The organism is Pedobacter sp. GQ55, from assembly GCF_059758925.1.
The window spans coordinates 855,285-878,555 of the sequence record NZ_JCAXEI010000002.1; the positions used below are offsets into that span (position 1 = coordinate 855,285).

The window sequence follows — 23,271 nt, forward strand, 5'->3', positions numbered from 1 at the left end:
AAAATTCAAAAACTATTGCTCATTTGGAACATTGGTAGGTACATAGAGATCAGTATAAATCCGACCACCAAGCCTAAAAAGATAATGATTAGGGGCTCTATGAGCTTACTGATTGTTCCCGTCTGATGTTCAACTTCCTGCAGATACTGGCCGGCGATATTCTCAAAGAAATAATCCAGTTTGTTGATCTCTTCCCCCACCTTCACTAGCTGAATCATCTTCGCGGAATAAATGGGAAAAGCAGATAGGCTCAAATGCAATGACTTTCCCTCCATAATGTCCTGCTCTACTTTTTTTAGAGAAACCTCCATCGGATAGAAGCCGATCGTCTTTCTGGACATACTAATTGCCCTCAGCAAAGGGATTCGGGTGCTAATCAGCAGTCGCATGGTGTTGCAGAACCTGGCCAGATAGATCTTCACCACCAGTTCCCGAACCAGGGGAATCCTTAGCACCAGCCGGCTGGAAATGTCCCTAAAACGCTCATGCTTGCGATATCTGAATAAAAGGCAAACTACAACAGCACTGATCAGAACAAATGGTACAAACAAGACACCTATTAACGAGGAAGCCTTTATCACCATCTCTGTCATCCAGGGCAGCTTACCACCGAACCTTTTAAATACATCACTGAACATCGGGACTACAAACCTGAGCATGAAAAACACCGCTCCAGCAGAGGTACAGAGCACAACAGCAGGATAGGTCAGTGCACCCAATATCTTCCTCCGCTGCTCCACCTTGCGTTTGTAGAATAATGCCAGGTCTTTCAGTACCTCAGCCAGGTTACCTGTCTCTTCTCCGATCTGTATACTGAACTCATCATAATCAGAAAACTTCCCGGTACCCCTTACCGCCTTAGCCAGTGCGGCACCTGAGATCACCTTGGTCTTAATCTCACGATAAATGCTCAGATGCTTGTCTTTCAAACTTTCCAGCGTAACCAGGTCCAGACTATTCTTCAGGTCTATACCCGATTGCAGCAACGTACCGAGCTCAAAAAAGAAATGTTCCTTCTTCTGATCATTCAACCCTGAAGATCCGAAACTGATGTCCTTGGACATCAGTTCCATCAGCTTTGAGGGTTTTCTAGTTCTCACGCGGGCTTCTACCCGATCCGTCCTCTTTTCCTTTCTATACTTTGAAATGTCTATCGTTTCCATCTGAAGATATTTGTTTTAATAGTCCGTATCAGGATCTTGATAAGTAAATAGCTCAGCGGACGAATAATCCCTGTGTACGCTGATCACCATGGGCTTTTTATGGTAAATAAACTTCAATACCAGATAATCTGTAATACCTTCTGAGACTTCCGACCCCTCAAATGAACAGTACATTATCAAATCCTTCATTTTCAAGGAATCTGTCACTGTACCGACCCTGCGCAGCAGGTAGTCCCGCCTGGGCGTATAGCTGACCTCCTCCCTTCCCAATGAGTCCTTAAGATGCAATCCATTTTCATCTAGTTCCGCCAGAAAAGTACGCTCCATGTCCCTACCCACCGCCTGCATGATGAGCTGCACATCGGCATGATCCAGGCTCTTTAGCCTGTAATCACTATATAACCTACTAAAAATTGTAAATGCCGTATAAGCCATGCCCATTACAATAGCTGCCAGTATCATAGCCAGCACCATTTCAATTAGCGTAAATGCCTTAATCCTTCGCTGTTTCATCTGTGGTTAAGAGTTTGGTATATTCATAAAGACCTGTACTGCCTGTTGAACTCACCTTCATAATAATTAAACCTCTTCTTTGGGGGTCGGCTTTATAGCTTATCTGAAATTGCAATCCCGCACTCTCCAGCCACAGATCCTCCCTATTTCTCGTTGCAGAAAGACTGTCCGCTACCAGCTCTGCCAGGTTCCTCACCTTTGATCGCTGATCATTTATCCCTGTGCTGGTTACCCGAAGAAAGATCACCATCCCCGCGGAAAAAGTGATCAGCAACAGCAACATCGCTACCACAGTTTCAATTATCGTTGCAGACCTGATCATTCCTTCTCTTAGTTTACCTTGCACAGCAACCTCCCTCTTTTTGTTTCGATATTCATTAGCCTAGAACTCAAATAGTATCTCGACCGACGGGTTTTATCCAACATTACATCGATCAGGTAGTTTTCATAGATGGCGGAAGACACTTTAGCCATCAGTCGGATAGCAGATACCGAACCATATATTCTGACAGTCTTACTCAACGCTACGTATCCCTTACACCAAACTTCTCCCTTAATGATTGTACCTGCACCCATAGAGATTAGTGGCATTAACAGCGATTTTTCCTTTTCCCAGGCAAAAAGTTGCCCCCTTATCTCGGTATTCTTTCCAATCTTTATCCCAGTCTGAAACTCCGCAGCATCATTTTTAAGCACCATCAGCGCTGAAGGATAGGCCAGTTTCACTGAATCTCCAACTACAATAGAATCTGATGCGATCACCTGCAATCGACCTTTAAAACCTGCCCCAATCCTTACCTGAGGCGCTACCAAGATCACCTGATCCAGCATACTGCCTGCGCTTACCTCAATCAGGCTGTCAGAAGAGATGATCACATTTCCCTGAGCCTTAAACGTCGCCGATATTACGGTTTCCCTGCGTTGATGGATCTTTTTTACAGCATAAAAAAATGAATTGCTAAGCTTGTCGGGCAAAACTTCCTCTACCAGATTTTCTGTTTCCAGTAAAGCGTTTAGGTATTTCAGCACAGTCTTATCCGGCAATGGCATAGTCCTTTCGCTATCTTTTATAGCTCCGTAAATCAGTGTTCGATCTTCATAACCAGTTCCATCTACGTAGGCGGCCTTAATCCCTGATTTCGGCAGGTATGCAGTACCGCTTATTTTGCTTTTCCCGCTAATGGACACAGGTCTGTCCTCGTCAGTTAGGTACAGCACCTTTAAGGTATCTGTGAGCAAGGCCCCGATCAGAAATGCATTCCTTACAGTATCTGTGTTCGCATAGCTTTTCACCAGTCCCAATTCGTAAGCACCCCATTGCCTCTTCTCCAGCAATACACTGTCGTGACCATTTCCAAAAAGGTCAGTTCGCTGAACAGAATCCTTTATAAAGTCATCCCCCATTAAAATCAGTTTAGCTGAACCTGCGTTCCTATTCAGCAGATCCATACGCTCATACTTTCGTTCCTCCATTTTATACGTATAGCCGATCAGCAGCAAGGAGCCGCAGACTAGTACGATGAGGATGGAAATAATCAGAGAAATATAAAGAGCTGAAGAACGTATCATTACTTGCTGAATTTTAAGAATTTCTTAACTCTTGAAAACAACCCCGTGGTATCTACTGAGGCCTTTTTCATTACCAACAGTCCTTTCCTATATTTCAGTGTATCTATCGGCCTACCCAGACTGTCATACTTTATCACCATCCCATTCAGATGCCCGTTTTTATAGACTTCGCTTTGCTTCAATTGCCCCCAGGTATTCCACAAATGCCACCTACCACTTTTAAGCCCCCTGTTAAATCGGCCCGATAGCAGCAGTCTTTTGGTTTCCATGCTGTAGCTCCTGAACTGCCCATGTAGCACTTTGCCTGAATAGGCACCCTGCGAGCTATTTACCCTACCATTTTCAAACCAATAATAAGTATTTTCCGTTTTAGGCAGTACCAGCAGTCCCTTACGCTGTACTTCCGCCTGTATGGTAACTGTATCGGTCTGTATTACAACGTGTGTCCCCAGGTTATCCATGTATTTCAACTCTACCGGCTTACAGGAAGCCAGCCAGAGTAGTATTGATAATAATTGTACAGTTCTTTTCATGTCATTCTGTTTTAAGTAGTCTGGTTTTGCCCATATAGCTGACCATTACCGCATCTTTTCCGATCTTTTTTACTTTGACCCTGTTAATCGTATCGCCCTCCTTCAGCATTCTCTCCTGTCCCTGGTAACTAATGATAGCGACTCTGCGGACTCCCCTGCTGTCGGCTACAAAACCCAGATATTTCATTTCCTTTGCAGGGTCAGAAAAAGGTGCCACAGGGATAACATCAATCCGTTGCCTAGTAGTCAGCCTTTTTATTGTGTCTGGCACCTTTGACCTCTCTCCTGTAAAAGGATCCGAATATTCCGGCAGTAACTTGAAAGTATCTGGGTACAATTTTGGTAAGACCGTCTTGTCTTCAGGGCGGTCATTTTGCGCTACGACATCCATATCAACAGAATCACCTCCTGAAAGAAAGATCTGATACAGCACTAGCCCCCAGATGCCTAGCACCAGAACCCCCAATACATACACCAGTGGCTTTTTAGTATTCATCTTATTGCAGGCTAAAATTGCGTATATCGGTCAGCGATCCTTCATTCCCGACTTCGTCTATCGCAAGTACACGCCAGAAAATTACCTCGCCCTGCACCAGGCCTAGCCCAAAGGAATAGCTCGTTCCGTTCAACGTCAGCGGAAAAGAAGAATTGTAAAGCGTGCTACCGTCGCTTCTGTACATATACAGTTTATATTTCCTGGCCGTACTTACCGGCTTCCAAGATAGTATTACAGGCAAAGGAAGTATTGCTCCGTTTGCCGGGCCGATCACTTCTGGCTTCCCTGGTGGAGTCTTGTCAAAGTTCATGATCCTGGCTTCAGACCACTTGCTACTCTGTGTCCGGTTCTCTGCCCTAACGCGCCATCGGTAGCTCTGATCTTTGGGGAAGCTAAAGCTAAACTGATTACCACTTATCGTGTTATCGTATACCAGTTTAGCCTCGTCTGTAAAGTTCAGCGTATCGATCTGCAAACGGTATTGCTCTGCACTAAACAATACATTCCAGTTCAATAATACCTGAGGCTGATTACTCAAATAACCGCTTGCCGGACCGATCAGCGTCACCTTCTGCTCGTCCAGACTAGAGGGATGTACGATAAAGGAATTGCGTCGGTAAATAGATGCACTACTCCCGTTCTCCGCACGCAACCGCCACTGATAGTTTCCCGGGTCGAGGGTAAGTTCCAGTCGTGTGCCTTTGCTAATAAGCGTATCGGCAGCTATGGAAACCGGCCTGTCAAAATCAGGGCTCGCAATCTGCAACCGGTAACGCAGTGCATCCTCCATGGGCTCCCAGGCAAAGCCTACTTGATATTTATTGGTTTCTGTGCCGTCTGCAGGCGCAAGTAGCTTCACCTCACGTTTTTCCAATGAAGGTTCAATAAAGTCCTTACAGGAAGTAGTCATTGCAAGCAGTAAGCAGCAGCCATACGTAATGTTCTTATTCATAGTGATGTCCTTTCTTCACAGGTATCCCTGTTAATATCAACATAAGTGTAGTCTGTGTATCTCTAGATGCTCTTTTATAGCTGAGGCTCGTAATACGGCCTACAGCACTTACTGTATCCAATTCACGTTGCATCCTGAGTAGATCGTGGAAATTACCTGTAAACTCTATCTTCTGATTCAGTCCCCTTGTATTACCTAAATGCACATTTGTCCACCTTGGAAATGCTTTTACTGAAAGCTTGTTTTTCTGGCTCAGTGTAGCGCAATAGTTCCAGAGCCGGTTCTTCCATAGCATGGTATCTACTTCAAACTTATGGTACACACTACCAATAAACCATGCTCTATCTGCAGTATACCCTGGACTAATAGTCAGCTCACTGGACTGTGTGACTGCGTTTTGCAATAACAAATATTTCCGGTAGCTTTCCCAAGTATTTTTCAGGGCCAGCTGCCAAACCACAACACAGAGCAGGATTGCCAGCAATGGGCTGAACTTCATCAGCATTTTATAATTGATCCCTTTAACCTTCATCTGCATTCCTCCCCTCATAATCACTGATACTAATTTCGATCACAAATTCACTCCTGCTAGTATCACTGTTCAACCCATAGCTTGCTATATCACAGGTCTTAACCCAGTTCATCGCCCTGATCTTGTGCAGCCAGTTATTCAGTGCAGAGGCATCCCCACTATAACCGTTGATCCTGATCTTTCCCGCTTCGTATACTTCATCAGCGACAGTAGATGATGGTGGAGATAAGCGTAGAGGATTAATGGTAAAGCCCAAAATGCCTATATCAAAAGGCCTAGATTCCATCAACCTGTCGGTCAGCCAAGCGCAAGGATAGCCACCTGTCCAGCCCGCATGTTTGATCAGCATAGTCTTCTGCTGCAGTGTCTGTTCCATCTCCTGATACTTTTTTACTTGGGCCCCGGTAATATTGTTTTGCCGCATTAACTTTTCAGTGTTATCAGAATAAACGCTGAAGAAGATAAAATTGATGAGCAAAACCAGTAATAACACCAGGCTGGAAAGCATCAGCATCCCCTGAAACCTGGCCTTGGCCACCACTTGATCATAGTTTTCCTGCAATCCCGAATATCCTGCCTTTACCGTTTCCGCACCGAGCAACAGCTTTATTGCATTCTCCTGCTGTTCTACCGTTTCAGGGCCAAGATTTAACGCGAGAACCTTAAAGCCACTTTCCGTCAGTTCCTCAATATAAGTATCCGCAACCTCCTTTCTAACTACTGAAACTGTGGTGAGTTCTTCTGCTGCTATCCATTGCGTGTAAAAATCATCCGATCTTGCGTTTGGTAAGGCGTGAGCAAATACCTGCTCATCCGTTAAACTATGTCCGTTGATCTGCTTGCTAAGCACGCCTCGTCCAGAAAGGCAGAGCATCAGTGGGCCAGGTCTGAACTGACGGCGGAAATGTGCAATATTTTTAAAGCCACTCTTTCTGTCGGTCACCTGCAGCCTCTCACCAGAAAGATTTAGCTCATAGACGTGATACGTGGCAAGCCTGTCGTTTTCCAGCCGGATCTGCAACACGATAAGCCGACGCAAGCGAAACAGGTCTTTAAAGATTAGTTTTTTCATATTATTGATAAATGATAGTAGGTTTAATGAATACCAGCGTAACCACCTTGCTGCGTGTACGTTCCCGGGAACTGAAAAGCCATTTGAGCACCGGTATCCGTGATAAGAATGGAACACCGCTTCCAGTCTCGCTTTTCTCGATTCTTTCCATCCCACCAAGCACGATCATATCCTCGTTGTGTGCCCTGATGATGCTCTCAAACTTGCTCGTCGAGGTTGGAGGTGGGGCATTGGCCGGGGGTGTCCCGATGAAGTCAGAAATCTCTACCTTGATGCGCATGGTCACCTGATCATCCCCGGAAACCACCGGATTTACCGTAATGGCAAGGTTCGCATCCACTTTATTAAACTGCTCAGTAAATACCGTCTGCGTGTTCACAGATGAAAATACATTCTGCGTCTTGGTTACATAATATCTCGTTGTACCTATACTCAGTGTAGCCGCATGGCCATTCAGCGTACTCAGCTTAGGGACCTGTCTGATCTCGGCATTATTGTTTGCTTCTAGCGCGCTCAGTTTCATATAAAAATTAGGCGTCACCTTGCCGATGTTAAAAGTCTGGTTGGTTCCTATCCTGCCCAAAAACTCATTGATTGAACCCGCACCCAAAGTCATGTCCAAACCTGAGAGTACCTGTCCACGGGTTCTCACCGTAGAGTCTGCGATCCCCGCTTCGATACCCGTTTTCACTGTATGGCCCTTTCTCACATCCAGCAATGTGATCTCCATCAACACCATGGGAACCAGTTTGTCCAACTCCTTTACATAAGCCTCCACTTCGGCAACCTGAGGAGAAGCCCCGGAAATGAGCAACGTATTCTGCTCCCGGAATTCCTTAATTTCCAAGCCCTTTTTAAGCTCCATAGGAATCATCATCATCACTGTGTCCACAGAGCGGTATTGCAGCTGTAATACTTTGTTCCTACGTAGTCCTTCCAGTTTCCTATCGCCGATCAAATAAATGCCATTCTCTATTTTATAAGTATAGTCTGTTCCATTGAACATCGCTGTTAGAAAATTATCAAAGTACATATCTGTTACTTTTGTACTAATGTTTCCTGTCAGGTCTGAATACAAAAAATAATTGGCCCCAGTTTCGAATGCTGCAGATTTTACCAGGTCAGCAATAGGTGAATTGACCGCTTCAATATTTAACATTTTTCCCCTTTTTTCAATATTAAAAGGTCCCGAAGGCTGTCCGCCATTTTGGTTCCCAATAATAGCATTACTGCCAGCAGCTGACCTGAAGGGTTTCTTTACCGCAGTTTGCCCATCACTATTGATGTACAATTCCTCCCCCTCTGCCAGTGGCTGGAACACAAAAACTTGGTCGCTGGTCTTTACTAGCTTGATGCCATTTCCGAAAGCCAGTTTCTCTAGTGCGGTTTCCAACAAAGCCTCATTGTAGAAGCCACTCACAAGTTTACCGTTCAAACTGGCAGGCACCACAATGTTCTTCCCCGAAAGCCTGCTCACTTTGCGGGCCACCAAATCCAGGGTATCGTTATTCAGTTCCATAGACAACGTATTTGCGCCTGCATTATAGTTTACCGGAATCTCCTTTGGTATATATTTCGGCTTTACAACGGGTGGATTGTAAGATGCTACAGTGATGATTGATCCGATCACATTCATGTCCAAATCATAGTTCTTAGCTAGAAAAATCAGGATATTCAGTGCATTTTCATTGGTCACATTACTGCTCACTTTGATATTCAACATCGGATCAACATTGATGTTCAGCTGATTCGACTGTGCCACTGCACGCAGAAGTTCCTGTATAGAAACACCAGACAGCCCCACCTGCACCTTTTGCTTCAGCCCCGGCACAAAAGCTGAAAGCCCTACTAGTTTCTTCTCTAGTTCCGTCATTCGCTGTTCTTTGGTCTGCTGCGCCATTACAGGGTTCTGCCAGCTCAGCAAACCCATTACCAGAAATAAAATAACTCTTTTCATTTGTTTGCTCATCTTAGCGCGTGTACCTATCTTATTAAATAATATCATTAGTTCATCAGTAAAGGATAAATCTCTTCCAGTGAAGTCTCACCAGAAGCAAACAGCGCGAAGACATTTTCTGCCAGTGAGCTAATCCCTTTTTCCTTTAACACAACCTCGGCATTCATCTCCGAGGCCTTGACCAGTGCGGCCAGATCACGGTCCATCCCAATTACCTCATAAACCGCCCGTCGGCCACTAAAGCCAGTATTATAGCATTTCGGGCATCCAACTGGGACATAATGGGTATCCACTCTATAAAAAGGTTTAAAACTCCTGGGATATCCCATTTCGTCAAACTCCATCGGGCTCTTGCATGCAGGACATAGTAGCCTTACCAGCCGCTGTGCCACGCTAGTATTTAAGGTACTTGCTGCCAAAAACGCCGGGATACCCATATCCAGCAATCTGGATATCGTACCCCATGCTGAGTTTGTATGTATGGTAGACAATACCAGGTGCCCGGTCAGTGCAGCTCTTATCGCCATATTCGCTGTTTCCGCATCGCGGATCTCACCTACCATGATCACATCCGGGTCCTGGCGCAAAAAAGTCCTCAATGCAGAGGCAAAACCAAGGCCTATATTCTCCTTCAGTTGTACCTGGTTGACGCCTTCCAGGGTATATTCTATTGGATCTTCTATCGTAATGATATTTCTTGTACTCTTGTTAAGCAGCTTCAAGGTAGCATACAGTGTGGTGGTCTTGCCTGATCCGGTGGGTCCACTGATCAGAACGATACCGTTTGGTCGTTGTACCCCTTCCAGATAAGCACTTAGATCCTGCTCCGACAAGCCCATTTTAAACAGGTCAAGATTAGCTGTGTCATTATTCAGCAGACGCAGTACTATCTTTTCTCCATACAGCGTTGGCAGAACAGACACCCGTATATCAAAAGCCTGACTAGCTGTCTTAAAGCTGATCCGGCCATCCTGCGGCAGCCGCTTTTCCGCAATATCCAGGTTTGCCAGGATTTTGATCCTATTGATTATTGCGGGATATTCTGAAACACTTAGTCGGTACCGCTCTATGAGCATGCCATCTATCCTGATCCTGACGCGGCATTTCTCTTCATAGGCCTCAATATGGATGTCACTGCTCTTTAGCTTTTTGGCCTCAGAGATAAGCTTCTGCAAAAAATCATCCGAAACAAGTTCATTGTTCATAGTCTCCATTTCAGTGCGATCTTCCCGCAGATAATACTGATTCAGCAGCCTTGATAATGTTTCTGGGGTTTCCGGATGCAGAGAGATCTTCCTGTTCATGACGATCTCCAGTTCATCTTGAAGCAAAACAGCCTGTTCTGCGCTTTCAGCATACAGACAAAGTACACCTTCTTTGAGATCAAAAGGAAAAATACGGTAATGCCAGGCTGTCTCGCCTGTAATCTCATGCAGGAGCTCTGCTTTTACAGAATTTTCAGGTTTCATAATAAACAAAGGATGAGGTGTTCATTTAAATCTTTTAGCCGAATATTCCCTAGCCATACTGTTCCAAGTACAGGAATAAGTATCAGACTTTGCAAGCCTGCAAGCGGTACGGTAAAGTTTTCAGGCCGATTATACTTTATATATATTCCAGAGCAAATGGTGATCAATACTAGGCTAACTAGATAAAAAAGGAAGAACATGACAGTTGGAAAATAAACAGCGACGCAAAACAATAGTAAAATATCCCCAAGGCCTAAGTAGCTTTCCATTACATTGACTAATCTGCAGTCTCTAAGACTGAAGAACAGGGTGACCAGAAAAAAATTGAGCACAATAAGACCAACGTTCACAGTTGCTTCGACAACTGTGAAATCTTTGTTGCTTATGAGTAGTAAAAAACCCAACACAGGGAATGCGTACCAGGAAATTGCCCTGTACTTAAAATCTTGAATACCCATCATCAGAAGGGTAAATAAGATGGAGCCGTTAATCGATATGGAGAGCATGGTGTTAATCTTGGATCACTTCCTTCAGATTCTTCTCCTGGTCTATTTCCCAAACATTGAAGGTACCGTCCCCGTTAAAGTCTACCACCGCAGTCGCCCTTATTACAAATCCAGTCTGTGTGCCAGAAGTCACCTCTAGCCTATAGTTGGCCTTCCCATCAGCACCATCAGTTGTAAGCTTCTCTTGGGAGAAGCCGATCTCCGACAAGTTATTGCTATATTTGGAATGTTCATAGAAATAAGCCTTTTCTAATTGATGTGCATGTTCCAGCTGCATCTTGGCTTCGGTTGATTTTGCCTTAGTGATCAGCGGCATCAGGTTGGGCAATGCCAGCAGCACCAATATACCTATGATAACCAAGACAACAAGGATTTCTGTAAGTGTGTAGGCAGGGACTTTCCTGCCAAATAAATTTGTCAGTTGATTACTTTTCATACTAGCGAGTTTTCACAATGTTATTAAATCCCAGTACACTATAAGTGTACTAGGAAAAATGTGGAAAACTTCACCTTCTAGACATCGATTAAAACGTGGAAAAGCCGCCGAAAATTAAGGAGTACTTAAAAAGAAATGACTATGAATATCAATTTGGATTGGATAAACAACAAATCTGTCAACTATTCCTCATCAACAAATCCTACAAAAAAGTGCCCCTTTCGAGTATATATGTATCCACTACTAATTGTATAAATAATGGGCATTTTATACTCATGGCGCATATGCCCAATTAGTCTTTTTACATAAGTAGGCGACAATGAGAGTCTTTTAGCCAGTTGAGTGGGCGTTCCGGTTGCCTTCTTTCGAATTAATTGATCAATTCTCTGACAATTTTTTACCGTTGACATATATAACCACTAAAAAACTTAACATCATTTTTCTGTACATTTCAATCATCCAAAATTAGATCAGTTAAAATTCTAGCAAGGCAGAAGAGCGCTTCGATAGAGATTATAGCATATTTACAGTAATTTCTTGTAAATGCAAAATATTTTATTGTCAATAAAAAAGCTAATTTTTCTTATAAAAATTCAGCTTGCAGTTGAGTGACTATTTAAATGCATAGGAAAAACAAAAAAGTTAGGCAATATATTTGTACAATACCTTCCTGAAAACCTCGACATACAAAACAAACGAACAAAAAAATTGAAAAAGAGAACGATAAATAAGATATATCAAATTAGTCTATCCAAAAAATTGTTTTACTATGAAAAATTCGATCTGCTGATTAGGGCAAAGAAGACCGGAACAATGGAAGAACTAGCTCAAAAATTTTCAATTACTCCTGCGCTTGCTCACGATATTATATTCCATATGATCAATGAACTAAATTGTCCAATCGAATATTGCGAATTGGATGAATCATATCATTATCGAAGAAAGGGTAAGCTGATTCTGGGCTTCCTTTCGAAATAAATTTGAGTTTCCACACTAAATGGAGAGCCACTTCCATGATATTTTTCTGCCATACTAAAAAAGACATTTGATATAAAATACGTAATCTGAATATAGTAATACCGCGTACCTTTCGGAAAAAATGTGGGATAACCAAAATAGTCACTTCATTTTGAGCCAAACTGTTCACCCGAACTTCAGCCTTTAGTTTCAGGACGGATTGGTCCAGTTGCAAAGGATAAAGGATTTATAGAATTTTTTTAAAATTAACGCTGCAAGGGTTCTTTCACTTTTTTCCATAAATTGAATGGCTGACTTTTGACTGAGCAAATAGTCCAACATATTTACAAATCACTCTATATCAGCTGATTTTACAGCACACACCGCGAATGCAGGATAAGCTTCGTTCGTTAAAAGGTTCAACTCATAAAGACTTTTCCGTCCAACCTCAGTATATCACAGCTATGATAGATTTTCCATCAATTTCTCAAGAACACCAGCACCTCTTTGGGGAGTATAAATTATCTCACCGCCAGGAAATTCGCTTTAACATTTTGTATCTTTTTTTTATTTATTTTTTGGTTGTATATTGGTGAGCGATTAATTAGCTCTTATGATCGATAGAAATGCTCTCATAGCTGGTGTAAAAGAAAAACAGCAAAAATATGTATATTACGTCTTAGCATTAAGCGCAGCAGGAATTGCTTTTTCCGTTAATATTTCATTAAATCTAAAAATTACAATTCAAATGCTGCCATTAGGCATTGCAATACTTAGTTGGCTAATTTCCATATTCTTTGGGCTAAGAGCATTACGAACAGATTTCTATGGCGACATAGCAAACGTTCGATTACTTGACATTGAATCTGGAAACTACCATATTACTGGGACACATGCTCAGAAGATAAGTATTGGTATTGAGGTTGTATCAAAACAATTACTTCAAGAAAATAAACGCACAAATGTTTGTAGATCTATCCAAGAATGGATGTTATACTTAGGAACTATCTCATTTATAATCTGGAGAATAATTGAAATGATCCGCTAAAACAAGGTCTTACGATAAATCAATCCACTACATTGCATTTAAAACTAAACGCTCATGCTATTACAATCCAGCCCTTTCATAGCCCCTATTAAACATATTTCTCCGTCAGATTCGTTAAAGACTGTTATTGAAAATATGCAGGTTAGCATAAATGATCTTGAAAAAATCGCAATTAAAACTGAAGTAGGATACGGTTTTTTCTGGTCGTTAATGCATCCTCATCATCTGCCAACCAACCCATCCTTTTATAAATCTTAGCTGTTGCATCGAGGTTGGTATTTGGATACCCTAACTTAATTATCGAAGATATATGTCTGTTTGCTAGCCTCTCTTTGCCATTTTGCAGGCTGGAGAAGTAAGTCATTATATAATCCACTGTTTCGTAATCCATTAGATGTATACACAAATGTATCCTTGAAAGTATCACCTGTATCTTTTTATTCGATTCCTGTAAGAAGAGGCTATATCAGCCCCTCATCTTTAAAAGAGAAATAACCGTATTTAGTTAGAATGATGTGATCCAGGATCAGCAAATCAAGTAGTTTTCCAGCCTCTTCCAATCTTCTGGTCAGGGTAAGATCTGCCTGGCTGGGTAGTAAATTACTACTGGGGTGATTGTGGCAAAGTATGATTCCGCTGGCGCAGGCTTTCAAAGCAATCCCGAATACCAGCTTCGGATCCACCAATGTTCCTGAAAATCCGCCACTGGAAATCTCAGTCATGCCAATTACATGATTCGCACGGTTCAGCAGCAGGATGGAAAACTGTTCACTCATTTCTATCCTCCCATGATCCCAGTTGTTGAACAATATGTTGTACGCATCTTTTGACTGGGTGATCTTAGGCCTTTCGCAGGCTTTGAATTTTGGCTGATAAGTTACTTTGATTTCCGATACCATAAACAGGGAATTTTGGATTTGCGCTTTCATCGTCTTAAATTTTAAATTGAAAATTTGATTAATTATGCGCGCCTCTCGGAGGGAACTGAGCAAGCAAAAAATGCAGCGGAATAAATGGAAAAGCGGAAAAAGGCCACCTGAGCGTTTATGCCGAACAATTTTTACGCCCCGAAAGTCCCGTCCGAACTTAGTGCAGGATGAATAGAATGACTCCTCCAATTACCGGTCTTCAAATCCCCGGTAATCGATGTGTCAAAACGCCGCCCGCTACAGCGGGCGGCGATCCGGTCTCTCCCCTAATGATAAAGTACCTGAACCATTAATTTGAATTTTTCATTGCTACTGACCTGATCGGCATACTTAATGATCTGGTCATTGACAAACAGCACCTGCAGGTTAAAACAGAGCTGCTGGGAAAACACCCTGCTGCTCTCGATCATGTTAACTTCAAACCGCTCAATTCGCTGCATGCTCTGTCGGGACAAACTCAGCCACTGATCAAAACTAAAAAAGCCAAAGTTCCAGCTCGCCCTATACTCCTGTTGTCGTTCTTCGAAGTCAGCGCAGACCTGTTTTAAATTTTCAATTAATGGTTTTACCTCTTCAGGAAATAATTCATGCAAAAGCTTAGCCTTCGCCGTATTGTCTAATTGTGCTAATGATTTCATGATTGTTCTTTGATGGGCGGAAATCCGCCGGTTGATAATTGGTTTAATTCGCCAGCCTCCAATTTCGCTTTCAGCCTGCCCAGCTTCTGAAAGATATCCTTCCAGTACCGCTGCCGCTTTCTAGCAAAGGCCTGTAAGGCCGGCTCCTGCTGCTGATACAAAATGCCGATATAGCCTGCCGTTTGCCTGATGGCCTCATTCAGGTCAGTCACCTCTATCAGGTGGCCTTCCAGATCACGGATGTAAGGATTGCTCGCCATAGTAAATGTTTGATTAACTGCGGAACCTGAATAAACGGGTTCCACGACGCTTTAAATAACTGGCGGTATAACCATTATCCTCAATGATTCCCTGCACCAGCTTTTCCGCAACCTGAGCGGTATGCCGGTCACCGGGGTGCATTTTCGAATCATCCAGACTGATAAAATGCTTCAGCACTTTAGCCAGTTCAAAAAGCGCCTTCTTCTCTGTTTTCTCGCTGTAATTACACATGATCAGAAACTTAAACGGAATCCGGAAAAACAACACTTTGCGCAATCTGCCTTGCCCAATAGAATGCATTATTGGAAATGTGCCTTTGCCACGCCAGCTCCGACCGGCACCAGCGAAAACCATGTCGTTTTAACTGAGTGCGCACTTCCGCCTCAGGTTTGTCCTCAAAAAACAACTGCAAACGGTTCGCCTCCCGGTTCTCAAAAATACGCAGCCCATTAATTTCCACATGCAGGGCAACCCTCTCCGACTGCGCTTTCAGCGCTGCAATCCGCTTTTCAATGCGTCTGATATTCGCATTGTTATTGTTCAGCGAATAAGGGGCAAAACCCACACCACCCCATTCCGGGTTCATCAACTTCGCCCATAACTCAGGGCTAGCAAAGTCCAACTTCAAAAAGCCCTCCCGGTCCTGCTTCCGCAGACATTTATTAGTCGCCACCATAAACCCCTGCCTTTCCTTTAACGCCGCCAGCTTCTGCTCCAGCTTCAAAAGCGCCTCAGGATCATCCGAAAAAATCGCATCGTTATCCTTAATGCATTGCGCCTTATCCGCATAATACGCTGCCTTCTTACCCGCCACTACAGACCTGCGCATCGTGCCATCAATCTTCGCCCGGTAACGGCGATCCCGCTTCTCCGAATGATGCCCAACCAAAATCGGCTGACCCATCGGAATCACACCGGCCATCTCCTTACTCCTTGAATACAGCTGATCAGATTCAGCCTCACTTTTTAACGCCTGATGCTCCGCATGGGTAATACGGTTTCCCTTACGCTGATGAAAGTCATGTTTCATAATAAATAATGCAATTAACGGCTGCACCAAACCGGTTTTAAGGTTAGAAAATCTGTTAAAATCCTCCTCGTCCCTGCTTCACAAAGCTTTTTTCCAAAAGAAAAAAGGACAAAAAAGAAAGCAACAGAAACATGGCAGACCATACCGGAGCGGTATAAGTCCCAAAGGGTGGCGCAGCCATTATGCCCGCGCAGGTGCAGGCGGCCATTAGTTTCGCTTTCCCTTTTTTGTCCCCTTTTTTCTTAAAAAGCGCATCCTGCTCACCAGGCACTCACCTCCTCCTCCAGACAAGCCCCAAAAAACAACCGATAAAAACAGATGAACTCAAAAAACTTCAATCGAAAAGCTGCAAACCATACAAAGCAGCGCTACAGCACATCTCACAAAAGAAAGACAACCCTATCCCACCGACGGACGAATCCCGGCATCACCTGAAACCCGGACTTGCTTAACCGACACCACATTCAACATCGGAAACATCCGCATACCCAGCTCCATCGCAGCCAGAACCGAACAACTCTTAGCCATTCCCATACCCGCAAAGCGGCAAAAATCGGCTAATTTCATCTCCGAGAGCTTCAGCAAATCACCACCAACACTATCCAAAATCCGCCCTGCCAAATCCACAGCCGTTTCATGCGGCCTGCCAGAGCCAATCAGCATCGCCAGCAACTCCGCATCGCTCATCGAACCCCGGCCATGCGCCAGCATCTTCTCACGCGGACGAAGGCCCGGCTCCCAGCTCTTGATCCCATTCGCACCCTTTTCAACCGCTCTGCCATATAAATCCTGAACGGTAACCTCCTGCTCATCCTGATACGCCGCAGTCCTGAACAAAGAAGACAAGCACCCAATCAGCATATGAAAATCTTCCTCAAAAATCCGGACGTTTTGACGCAGATAACTCCCATCCCCCTGGGAATCACTCCTGGTGATACAGATATAATTGCTGTTGTTCCTGGCAAGCTTGAAATCCAGAAAGTAATGTTTTCCCGCACTGCAGAAGCTTTCCGAAGCTAGAATCTTGTTTTCCATAAGGCTAAAAATTTAGTACAAACCAAAGTTCCGGCCCGACCATCCTGATATCCGGTTTTATTTTCACTTACCTGATCCTGATTTAAGCCTATCCGATCCAAAATTCCATTTACCCGATCCCAAAAACTTTAACCGGGATAATTTGTTAATCATCAGAACCACCTAAATCAACCAAAATGACCCAGTCACCACAAATCCGGTACTGCAGACAATGCGAAAAACAACTACACGGCAGAGCGGACCAGATCTACTGCAATGACACCTGCCGGAACACTTTCAACAAGCATAAAGAAAAAGAAGCAAAACCCCCTCCCCACCCAAATGAGAAACAGATCTTTGCCATCATCAGACGGAATTATGATATTTTACAGCGCCTTTATCCCTACCCGATTAGTCCGGGACGCTATGAATATGTCCAAAGACAAAATATGCCACATCATTTCAATCGTCACTTTTTTACAGGAACCCATCATACTTCAGCAGGGGAATGGTTTGTCTGTTTCGACAGAGGATGGATGATCGTAGGAGACCGGTATCATCTGAAAGACTTTCCTGAAAAAGCTTGGTAGTAGAATCGGCTTTAATTTGAATAAATAAGGATCAACATTGGCAAGTCAGCAACCTTATCAGATATTGCTCAAGTGAGCTCTTCATAGTTACTGGTTTTACTTTCAAAGCTTCTTCAATCGTTGTTAAAGCTGTAAAAATCGTAATTCAATGGGAGCGTTATTTTTGGTGTATAATTAAAAGTTGGATAACCCGAATATAGCTTTGGCTGACTAACGTACAGCTGTCTGTCGCTTTAAAAGAATTCCAGATGTAAATTCAAAGACATTTATATAAACTGGAATAATCCCCACTTTACAGAAGAAATTAACATTGATTAAACCATTAGTTAAACCATTCAACAAGCCAAAACAACAATTCAAGGGCGTAAAATGATCATGCAATAAAAAAAACACCATTAAAAATTAAAATATAAAATTAAAATCTCTTTAAATTTAAAATTTAGTATATTAGCTATACTCAAGCTCTTAGTTATGAACGACTTCAATCATTCATCAGCACAAGCCGCCAGCGGGTTTGCGGCAAGTGTATTCTTATTGAATAAATCCCTTTATCACCAACCTTCATTCCTAATATTTTCACTCGGAAGAGTTGTCAAAAATTAATAGGTTAAGATGAAAAATTTAACGCTCCTCCTCCTTTTGTGTTTACTGGGCCAAGCCCTACACGCTCAGACGATCGCTACGAGTGCCAGCGGTTTTGAGTTGAACACCTCGGCAAAGACTTCGAAATTCTATATTCCACTTACACTAACCAACATTGCAAATGGGGAAATTAAGTTATTGAGTGAACGACCAACAATGGTGAAAGTAGGACAACGAACAGATGCAGCTTTTATTCAAGCTATCCAGGTTGAAAAAATCAAAAATCTACCCTTACTGCTTGTAACGGTAACGAATGCCCTATTACCCTATACAGGAAGTTACGAGGTCAGCATGCAATATTCAAAAGGTTTGGGAGAGCCACTATACTTTTCTTTCCTGATCAGTCGTCCGCCTGTTACACTTGTATCCTTAAATACGGTCTCCATCATTGATGAGCGCGGCTCTTCCCTTGTTCAAAATGATATCGGCTTACGTGAAACGGCAAATAAAGGGGGGACTAGTACACTTCGACTATGCTCAGCTTTTGTCGAAAACAAGACCAGTATATCCTATATTAAAATCGCAAAGAACCCTATTGAAATTAAGTCCGGTCAAGACGTCTATATTAGTTACACTATTGACAGAGCCGAACTGCGTAAGCAGCTCCCACTTGGCATACACAAAGGCAAACTCCGTGTGTATAACGAACAAATGTCAGCTGGTATAGAAGTCCCTTTTAAAATCATTCGTAAAAACAACAATGGCTTGATCATCCTAACGGTAATCGCCGGCCTGCTCTTCGGATTAATTATCAAGCACGCGCTTACCTATAAAAAAGAATGGGAAGCTGCAAAATTTAAAGCCCAGCAGCTGATGCAGGAACTTTCTTCAAGCACTACCCAAATTCAGGACTTCGAATATAACAAAGGGATATTAAGTCTAACCGTAATGTTAAATACTGCCATTGAAGGCAAGTCGACACTGACTTCCAAGGAAGCTACAGCGACCCTGGAAACAATGGTGGTGACGATTAGGTCTAGTTATACAACCCTCAGGGATGACTTAACCGAACGTCTTAAAATCCAGCAGGATTTGATCACCCCGCTCGAAGAGGCATTTAATTCTGGAACACTCCTGCCTGCTTTTAAACATCAAACCAAAAAACTAAAGCCCTTTCTGGAATTGGCCATCACTTCATTTAAAGCTTTAGATGCAGTCAGCTCCGCAAAACACCTGCGCGCATTGGTAAATGCCGGCAACGATTTTCATGACCAATTCAAGTCATACATCCTGCTGCTACTGAACCTTTTTGCAGATCCCGAAACTTATCCTGCAGTAATGACCCCTACGGATCTGCAGGAAATTGCTTCAAAAACAGTACCGATCAAGGCAGAGTTCGATGCAATTACCTTCCCCACTACAGCAATAGATATGCTTGACGAGACCCTAATGGCACTCAACAGGATTCAGATCCACGTCACCCGTTTGCTCAATGAAATGAACAGCATAATTTCCTCCATCTTCGAGCAAGCTGATTCCGCCAAGGCCAACCAGCAGAAATTCACCACAGCCTACACCGATTGGTTCAAGTTGCTGATCGACATGGGAGAAAACACGAAACAATCGGAAGACCCTAAAATCTATTGGGAACCTAAAGTATTGACGGAACTAAATGAAGTTTGGACCCAACTGCAAAGCAAGGCACTTGCTGCCAACTCAAACTTCATGAAGGCGGCCGCGGGTCAACTGAACCGGGACGAGTCTGCGCAAGGACTAAGCAAGAACTCATTTAGTTCAGTACTAAAAGGTCTGCTAAAACTACCGAAATCGGCCGTTAACGAGACGATTGACAGATCCAGGCTCAACTGGTGGCTATATGCCACCGTTCAAACGCTGATCATGGCAGTATTAATGAGCCTTGCAGCTTATTACGCTTATAGTGAAACCTTCATCGGAACACGAAGAGAAATTATAGGTCTGTTCCTTCTTTCTTTCTCGATCGACATCAGTGTTGAAGGAATCACCAAACTGAGAGAGCAGCGTCCAATAACATAAATCCAACAAACCAAATATATCTAATATGCATCTCAAGTCCATTTTTCTTTTACTACTCGTTTCAATCACCACATCCCATGCATTCGCACAGGGAGGGGATGGTGATGCATCCAAGGAAAAAACACGGAACATCAAGACGGTCACCGTAACGCTGCCCGGGGGATTTACCGGCGCCACGGGCAACAGCATGCCCTTTGACGAAAGTTTTAACCTAAGCGGAAGTGCCGCAGGAATTGAACGGCTGGAACTGGTTTATCGCGTCAGTCCCTTTCAGGGAAGACGTAATTTTTGGTTCAAGGTCTGTCCAATCTCAGAGAAGGATAATTATAGCTTCCCTCCCCTGGTTGGTTCAGAAAAGTTAGTTCATAAAGGTGAAAAAGATAAATTTTATTACATTAAAATCACCAGTAAAGGTCTAAATCCCACGGAAAAAACACAGTCGCGTGCAGGACTAACTTTACACATTAAGGCGGGTTCAAAAAACCCAATAACTAATTTGTGTGAACCTGCCGACAAAGACCAGATTTTGTATTTTGATGGCTATCAACTGGTCGACGATAAAAATGTTGCTCAAATGGAGGCGGCAATCATCAGCCCTCAGTTTTATTTTCCTGCCTTGCGGGATATTGGTCCGGATGGATACCTCAAAGCCCCTATTGCCTGGGAAAAAAACGGAGAAACCTTTTTGCTAAATGTCGGCCCGCTACACGCAAACGTGAAGTATGATTTTAGATTTACGATCTACACGCGACCAGACTTAAACGACACTGATAAAGACAAGCTTATTGCTGAAATCGCATCGATGGTCAAAAAAGAATATCAGCTTTCGACCATCAACAACCAGAGCGGAGCGCGTAACCTTCGATTTGATACCCTGCTTGCAGCTACCGTAGCTAGATCATTCAACAAAGGCGGAGAACTTGTGGATGCAAACAAGAACCACTTTACCTTGAACCACCAGACACCGGCCGTAAAATTACTTACTACAGAAATGCTGAACGCCGGAGTAAGGGTGGATCAAATAAAAGGCTACGTGAAATCAATAGAGACAGATCTTATTGATGATCAAAAACCATTATTAACGACAGGGTTTTACACTGTGGATATTCAGAAAGAAATAAACAACATCGCTGACGCCTCCATCTTTATCCTCCCTCCTGCAACCAAGACCATATGGGACGCAACAATTGCTGGGACAAAAATACCGCTTAAGGTTATTGGTGCAATCCTCATAGATAAGGACAAACTTGAAAAAATTATATTGGGAACCTTAAAAATTGATCCCGATGGTACCACATCATCAAATGCAACTGGTGTGCCCGACCGTCAATCGATCGTTTACCTGTACAAATTTTTCGAACTGCTCAATGGTATTGATTTCAACGTGATAAACGCAAATAACCTAAAAACGATACAATTATTTAGGACGACAGGCTTCGGAAAGTTTTATACCTTTTTTAAACAGACTTTGGCCGCCATCAACACAAAAAATAAAAAACTCATCGAAAAAGTAGCGAATTTAAGCGCAACAACCGGCCTGTTAAACGATACGCAGTCTGACATAAAAAAGGACTTGGATCAAATCGTGAGGAATGTTCCTAAAAAGATGTCTGCTTCAACAACAGCTTTGTTGGATATGCCTTTAAACCCCGGAATTTCAGCGTATAAATCCATAAAGGTTTCAGATGCAGCATTGCTGGTTTATACTTGCTTCAGTAATCCCAATTATTTCAAAAGCCTCTTTAATGGAACCGGCGAAATTGACACCACCGGGAAATTTGTGGAATCCAGTGAGAAAGCCCAAATCAGTGTACCCTCGATAAAAGTGCTGATCTCCTTTTTCCGTCTGATCAATAGTCCGGCATTTACCGATCCTTCAGGAAAACTACTTTTTGCAGCAAGAGAGGATGAACTGAATTACCTGATTTTTAAATTGGAAACTTTCGCGGCAGAGGTATCTTCGGTACAGGCCGTAGAAACTGACATGGAAAGTTTTCAAACCGCAATCAGCAATCAAATTGCTGCCGCATTTGTTAAACAGAGCTATTTTATTTCTGGATCTTCCATTATCAGTATGGACGTGGAAGCAGAAAAAAATCCATATGTGGGGGTGGATTTTGGTATGGGTTATGCTTTCGGGCCTAAAGCGGTGTTTATCAACGAAGGGATCAATATCTATTTTAGGCCGATCAACCGGGATGTCCCAATCTCAACCTTTTACGGCTGGGATCGTTTCCTAAAAACTTTCAGCATCTTTCTGGGGATTTCACAAACACTGTCAGATAATGCCAGCGATAATGGTTACCAGTCTCTGTTCAATGGAGACTTCAAAAGCAACCTCCTTTTTGGGGCAGGCCTCCGCATCAACAGTTTGATGAGAATAAATGTAGGAGGACTGATCTATAGGAAAGGCGACCCGAATCCTCTGATTACCAAGACAAAAGTAAATGTAAGCCCAACGGTCTCATTTGCGATCGACCTTACAGTTGCAAAACTTTTTAAATCAATTGGCGAACTGTTTTAATTAAAAATCATAAAGATATGTCAACAATAACCCCAACAACACCTGCAAATGGCGGCACACTTAGATTTCTGTATACAGATGGAGATCCAAAAGGTGTTTGCAGTAACACCCCAATAGTGGTGACCATCTCAATCAACCCTAATAATATCATTCCTTACGTAATTTTACGGCTCCAACTCGAACCAGGTAAATTTCTGTTTGATAACCAAACCTTAATGGCGACTAAAGATTGCGGAAAACTGGAAGATGGAGATGAAATAAGATATACATTTACGCTCATCTGCACAGATACCGATCCAGGTAATATCCTACGGCTACGTGTTTACACCCGTGATGAAGCAGAGCCTGATGAGCAGGAACGGTTCACCTCGGTTCAATACACTGTTGAGAAAGTAATGACCACGGCCAAACGCGTAAAAGCTGCATTCCTAAGATAATACCCAAA

General features: G+C 43.1%; 25 protein-coding genes. 5 read left to right on the plus strand and 20 right to left on the minus strand.

Annotated features, from left to right (window positions below; all coding sequences use genetic code 11):
- Positions 1-5: 5 nt before the first annotated feature.
- From AC6CH7_RS08375 to AC6CH7_RS08435, 13 genes are read right to left on the minus strand one after another with little or no spacing between them, the layout of a single operon-like run.
- Positions 6-1,163 (minus strand): type II secretion system F family protein, encoded by a 1,158-nt coding sequence (locus AC6CH7_RS08375; protein WP_498262247.1) that lies wholly within the window; start codon positions 1,161-1,163, stop codon positions 6-8.
- 15 nt (positions 1,164-1,178) lie between these two features.
- A complete protein-coding gene (locus AC6CH7_RS08380) occupies positions 1,179-1,676 on the minus strand; it encodes a PulJ/GspJ family protein (RefSeq protein ID WP_498262248.1) in 498 nt (165 codons plus the stop codon).
- A complete protein-coding gene (locus AC6CH7_RS08385) occupies positions 1,657-2,022 on the minus strand; it encodes a hypothetical protein (protein WP_498262249.1) in 366 nt (121 codons plus the stop codon). The genes AC6CH7_RS08380 and AC6CH7_RS08385 overlap by 20 nt, the downstream gene beginning before the upstream one ends.
- A complete protein-coding gene (locus tag AC6CH7_RS08390; RefSeq protein ID WP_498262250.1) occupies positions 2,007-3,245 on the minus strand; it encodes a hypothetical protein in 1,239 nt (412 codons plus the stop codon). The genes AC6CH7_RS08385 and AC6CH7_RS08390 overlap by 16 nt, the downstream gene beginning before the upstream one ends.
- On the minus strand, positions 3,245-3,778 hold the full coding sequence (locus AC6CH7_RS08395) for a toxin-antitoxin system YwqK family antitoxin (protein WP_498262251.1): 534 nt from the start codon (positions 3,776-3,778) through the stop codon (positions 3,245-3,247). The genes AC6CH7_RS08390 and AC6CH7_RS08395 overlap by 1 nt, the downstream gene beginning before the upstream one ends.
- 1 nt (position 3,779) lies before the next feature.
- Positions 3,780-4,274, minus strand: coding sequence for a hypothetical protein (locus AC6CH7_RS08400; protein WP_498262252.1), 495 nt, complete (start codon positions 4,272-4,274; stop codon positions 3,780-3,782).
- Between the two features lies 1 nt (position 4,275).
- Positions 4,276-5,226, minus strand: a complete 951-nt coding sequence (locus AC6CH7_RS08405) for a hypothetical protein (RefSeq protein WP_498262253.1) — start codon at positions 5,224-5,226, stop codon at positions 4,276-4,278.
- Positions 5,219-5,776 carry a hypothetical protein gene (locus tag AC6CH7_RS08410; protein ID WP_498262254.1) on the minus strand — a complete coding sequence of 186 codons (558 nt, stop codon included), beginning with the start codon at positions 5,774-5,776 and terminating at the stop codon, positions 5,219-5,221. The genes AC6CH7_RS08405 and AC6CH7_RS08410 overlap by 8 nt, the downstream gene beginning before the upstream one ends.
- Positions 5,748-6,830 carry a hypothetical protein gene (locus AC6CH7_RS08415; protein WP_498262255.1) on the minus strand — a complete coding sequence of 361 codons (1,083 nt, stop codon included), beginning with the start codon at positions 6,828-6,830 and terminating at the stop codon, positions 5,748-5,750. Before AC6CH7_RS08415 ends, AC6CH7_RS08410 begins: the two co-directional genes overlap by 29 nt.
- Position 6,831: 1 nt before the next feature.
- A complete protein-coding gene (locus AC6CH7_RS08420; protein ID WP_498262256.1) occupies positions 6,832-8,835 on the minus strand; it encodes a type II secretion system protein GspD in 2,004 nt (667 codons plus the stop codon).
- The gene (locus AC6CH7_RS08425; protein WP_498262257.1) at positions 8,835-10,256 is read right to left on the minus strand and encodes a GspE/PulE family protein; all 1,422 of its coding nucleotides are present in this window, start codon (positions 10,254-10,256) and stop codon (positions 8,835-8,837) included. The genes AC6CH7_RS08420 and AC6CH7_RS08425 overlap by 1 nt, the downstream gene beginning before the upstream one ends.
- Positions 10,253-10,762 (minus strand): hypothetical protein, encoded by a 510-nt coding sequence (locus AC6CH7_RS08430; protein WP_498262258.1) that lies wholly within the window; start codon positions 10,760-10,762, stop codon positions 10,253-10,255. Before AC6CH7_RS08430 ends, AC6CH7_RS08425 begins: the two co-directional genes overlap by 4 nt.
- Before the next feature lie 4 nt (positions 10,763-10,766).
- Positions 10,767-11,198, minus strand: coding sequence for a type IV pilin protein (locus AC6CH7_RS08435; RefSeq protein ID WP_498262259.1), 432 nt, complete (start codon positions 11,196-11,198; stop codon positions 10,767-10,769).
- A gap of 1,570 nt (positions 11,199-12,768) precedes the next feature.
- Here AC6CH7_RS08435 and AC6CH7_RS08440 point away from each other — a divergent pair.
- Positions 12,769-13,203, plus strand: coding sequence for a hypothetical protein (locus AC6CH7_RS08440; protein WP_498262260.1), 435 nt, complete (start codon positions 12,769-12,771; stop codon positions 13,201-13,203).
- Positions 13,204-13,375: 172 nt separating this feature from the next.
- Here AC6CH7_RS08440 and AC6CH7_RS08445 read toward each other — a convergent pair whose 3' ends face one another.
- From AC6CH7_RS08445 to AC6CH7_RS08475, 7 genes are all read right to left on the minus strand, one after another.
- Positions 13,376-13,594, minus strand: coding sequence for a hypothetical protein (locus tag AC6CH7_RS08445; protein ID WP_498262261.1), 219 nt, complete (start codon positions 13,592-13,594; stop codon positions 13,376-13,378).
- 70 nt (positions 13,595-13,664) lie between these two features.
- Entirely contained in the window at positions 13,665-14,132 is a 468-nt protein-coding gene (locus AC6CH7_RS08450; RefSeq protein ID WP_498262262.1) for a JAB domain-containing protein, read from the minus strand.
- A 266-nt stretch (positions 14,133-14,398) separates the two neighbouring features.
- Complete coding sequence (locus tag AC6CH7_RS08455; RefSeq protein WP_498262263.1) at positions 14,399-14,770, minus strand: hypothetical protein; 372 nt, start codon at positions 14,768-14,770, stop codon at positions 14,399-14,401.
- Positions 14,767-15,030: a hypothetical protein gene (locus tag AC6CH7_RS08460; RefSeq protein WP_498262264.1), complete on the minus strand. Its 264-nt coding sequence runs from the start codon at positions 15,028-15,030 to the stop codon at positions 14,767-14,769. Before AC6CH7_RS08460 ends, AC6CH7_RS08455 begins: the two co-directional genes overlap by 4 nt.
- A gap of 13 nt (positions 15,031-15,043) precedes the next feature.
- Positions 15,044-15,262: a hypothetical protein gene (locus AC6CH7_RS08465; protein WP_498262265.1), complete on the minus strand. Its 219-nt coding sequence runs from the start codon at positions 15,260-15,262 to the stop codon at positions 15,044-15,046.
- A gap of 10 nt (positions 15,263-15,272) precedes the next feature.
- Complete coding sequence (locus tag AC6CH7_RS08470) at positions 15,273-16,061, minus strand: DUF3560 domain-containing protein (RefSeq protein ID WP_498262266.1); 789 nt, start codon at positions 16,059-16,061, stop codon at positions 15,273-15,275.
- A 399-nt stretch (positions 16,062-16,460) separates the two neighbouring features.
- A complete protein-coding gene (locus AC6CH7_RS08475) occupies positions 16,461-17,096 on the minus strand; it encodes a UPF0758 domain-containing protein (protein WP_498262267.1) in 636 nt (211 codons plus the stop codon).
- Positions 17,097-17,272: 176 nt separating this feature from the next.
- Here AC6CH7_RS08475 and AC6CH7_RS08480 point away from each other — a divergent pair, with 176 nt between their 5' ends.
- The 4 genes from AC6CH7_RS08480 to AC6CH7_RS08495 all read left to right on the plus strand — a co-directional run bounded on the left by AC6CH7_RS08480 (position 17,273) and on the right by AC6CH7_RS08495 (position 23,263).
- A complete protein-coding gene (locus tag AC6CH7_RS08480; RefSeq protein WP_498262268.1) occupies positions 17,273-17,665 on the plus strand; it encodes a hypothetical protein in 393 nt (130 codons plus the stop codon).
- Positions 17,666-18,277: 612 nt separating this feature from the next.
- Positions 18,278-20,302 (plus strand): hypothetical protein, encoded by a 2,025-nt coding sequence (locus tag AC6CH7_RS08485; protein ID WP_498262269.1) that lies wholly within the window; start codon positions 18,278-18,280, stop codon positions 20,300-20,302.
- Between the two features lie 25 nt (positions 20,303-20,327).
- Positions 20,328-22,826, plus strand: a complete 2,499-nt coding sequence (locus AC6CH7_RS08490) for a hypothetical protein (RefSeq protein WP_498262270.1) — start codon at positions 20,328-20,330, stop codon at positions 22,824-22,826.
- A gap of 17 nt (positions 22,827-22,843) precedes the next feature.
- A complete protein-coding gene (locus AC6CH7_RS08495) occupies positions 22,844-23,263 on the plus strand; it encodes a hypothetical protein (protein ID WP_498262271.1) in 420 nt (139 codons plus the stop codon).
- The last annotated feature ends 8 nt before the right edge of the window (positions 23,264-23,271 follow it).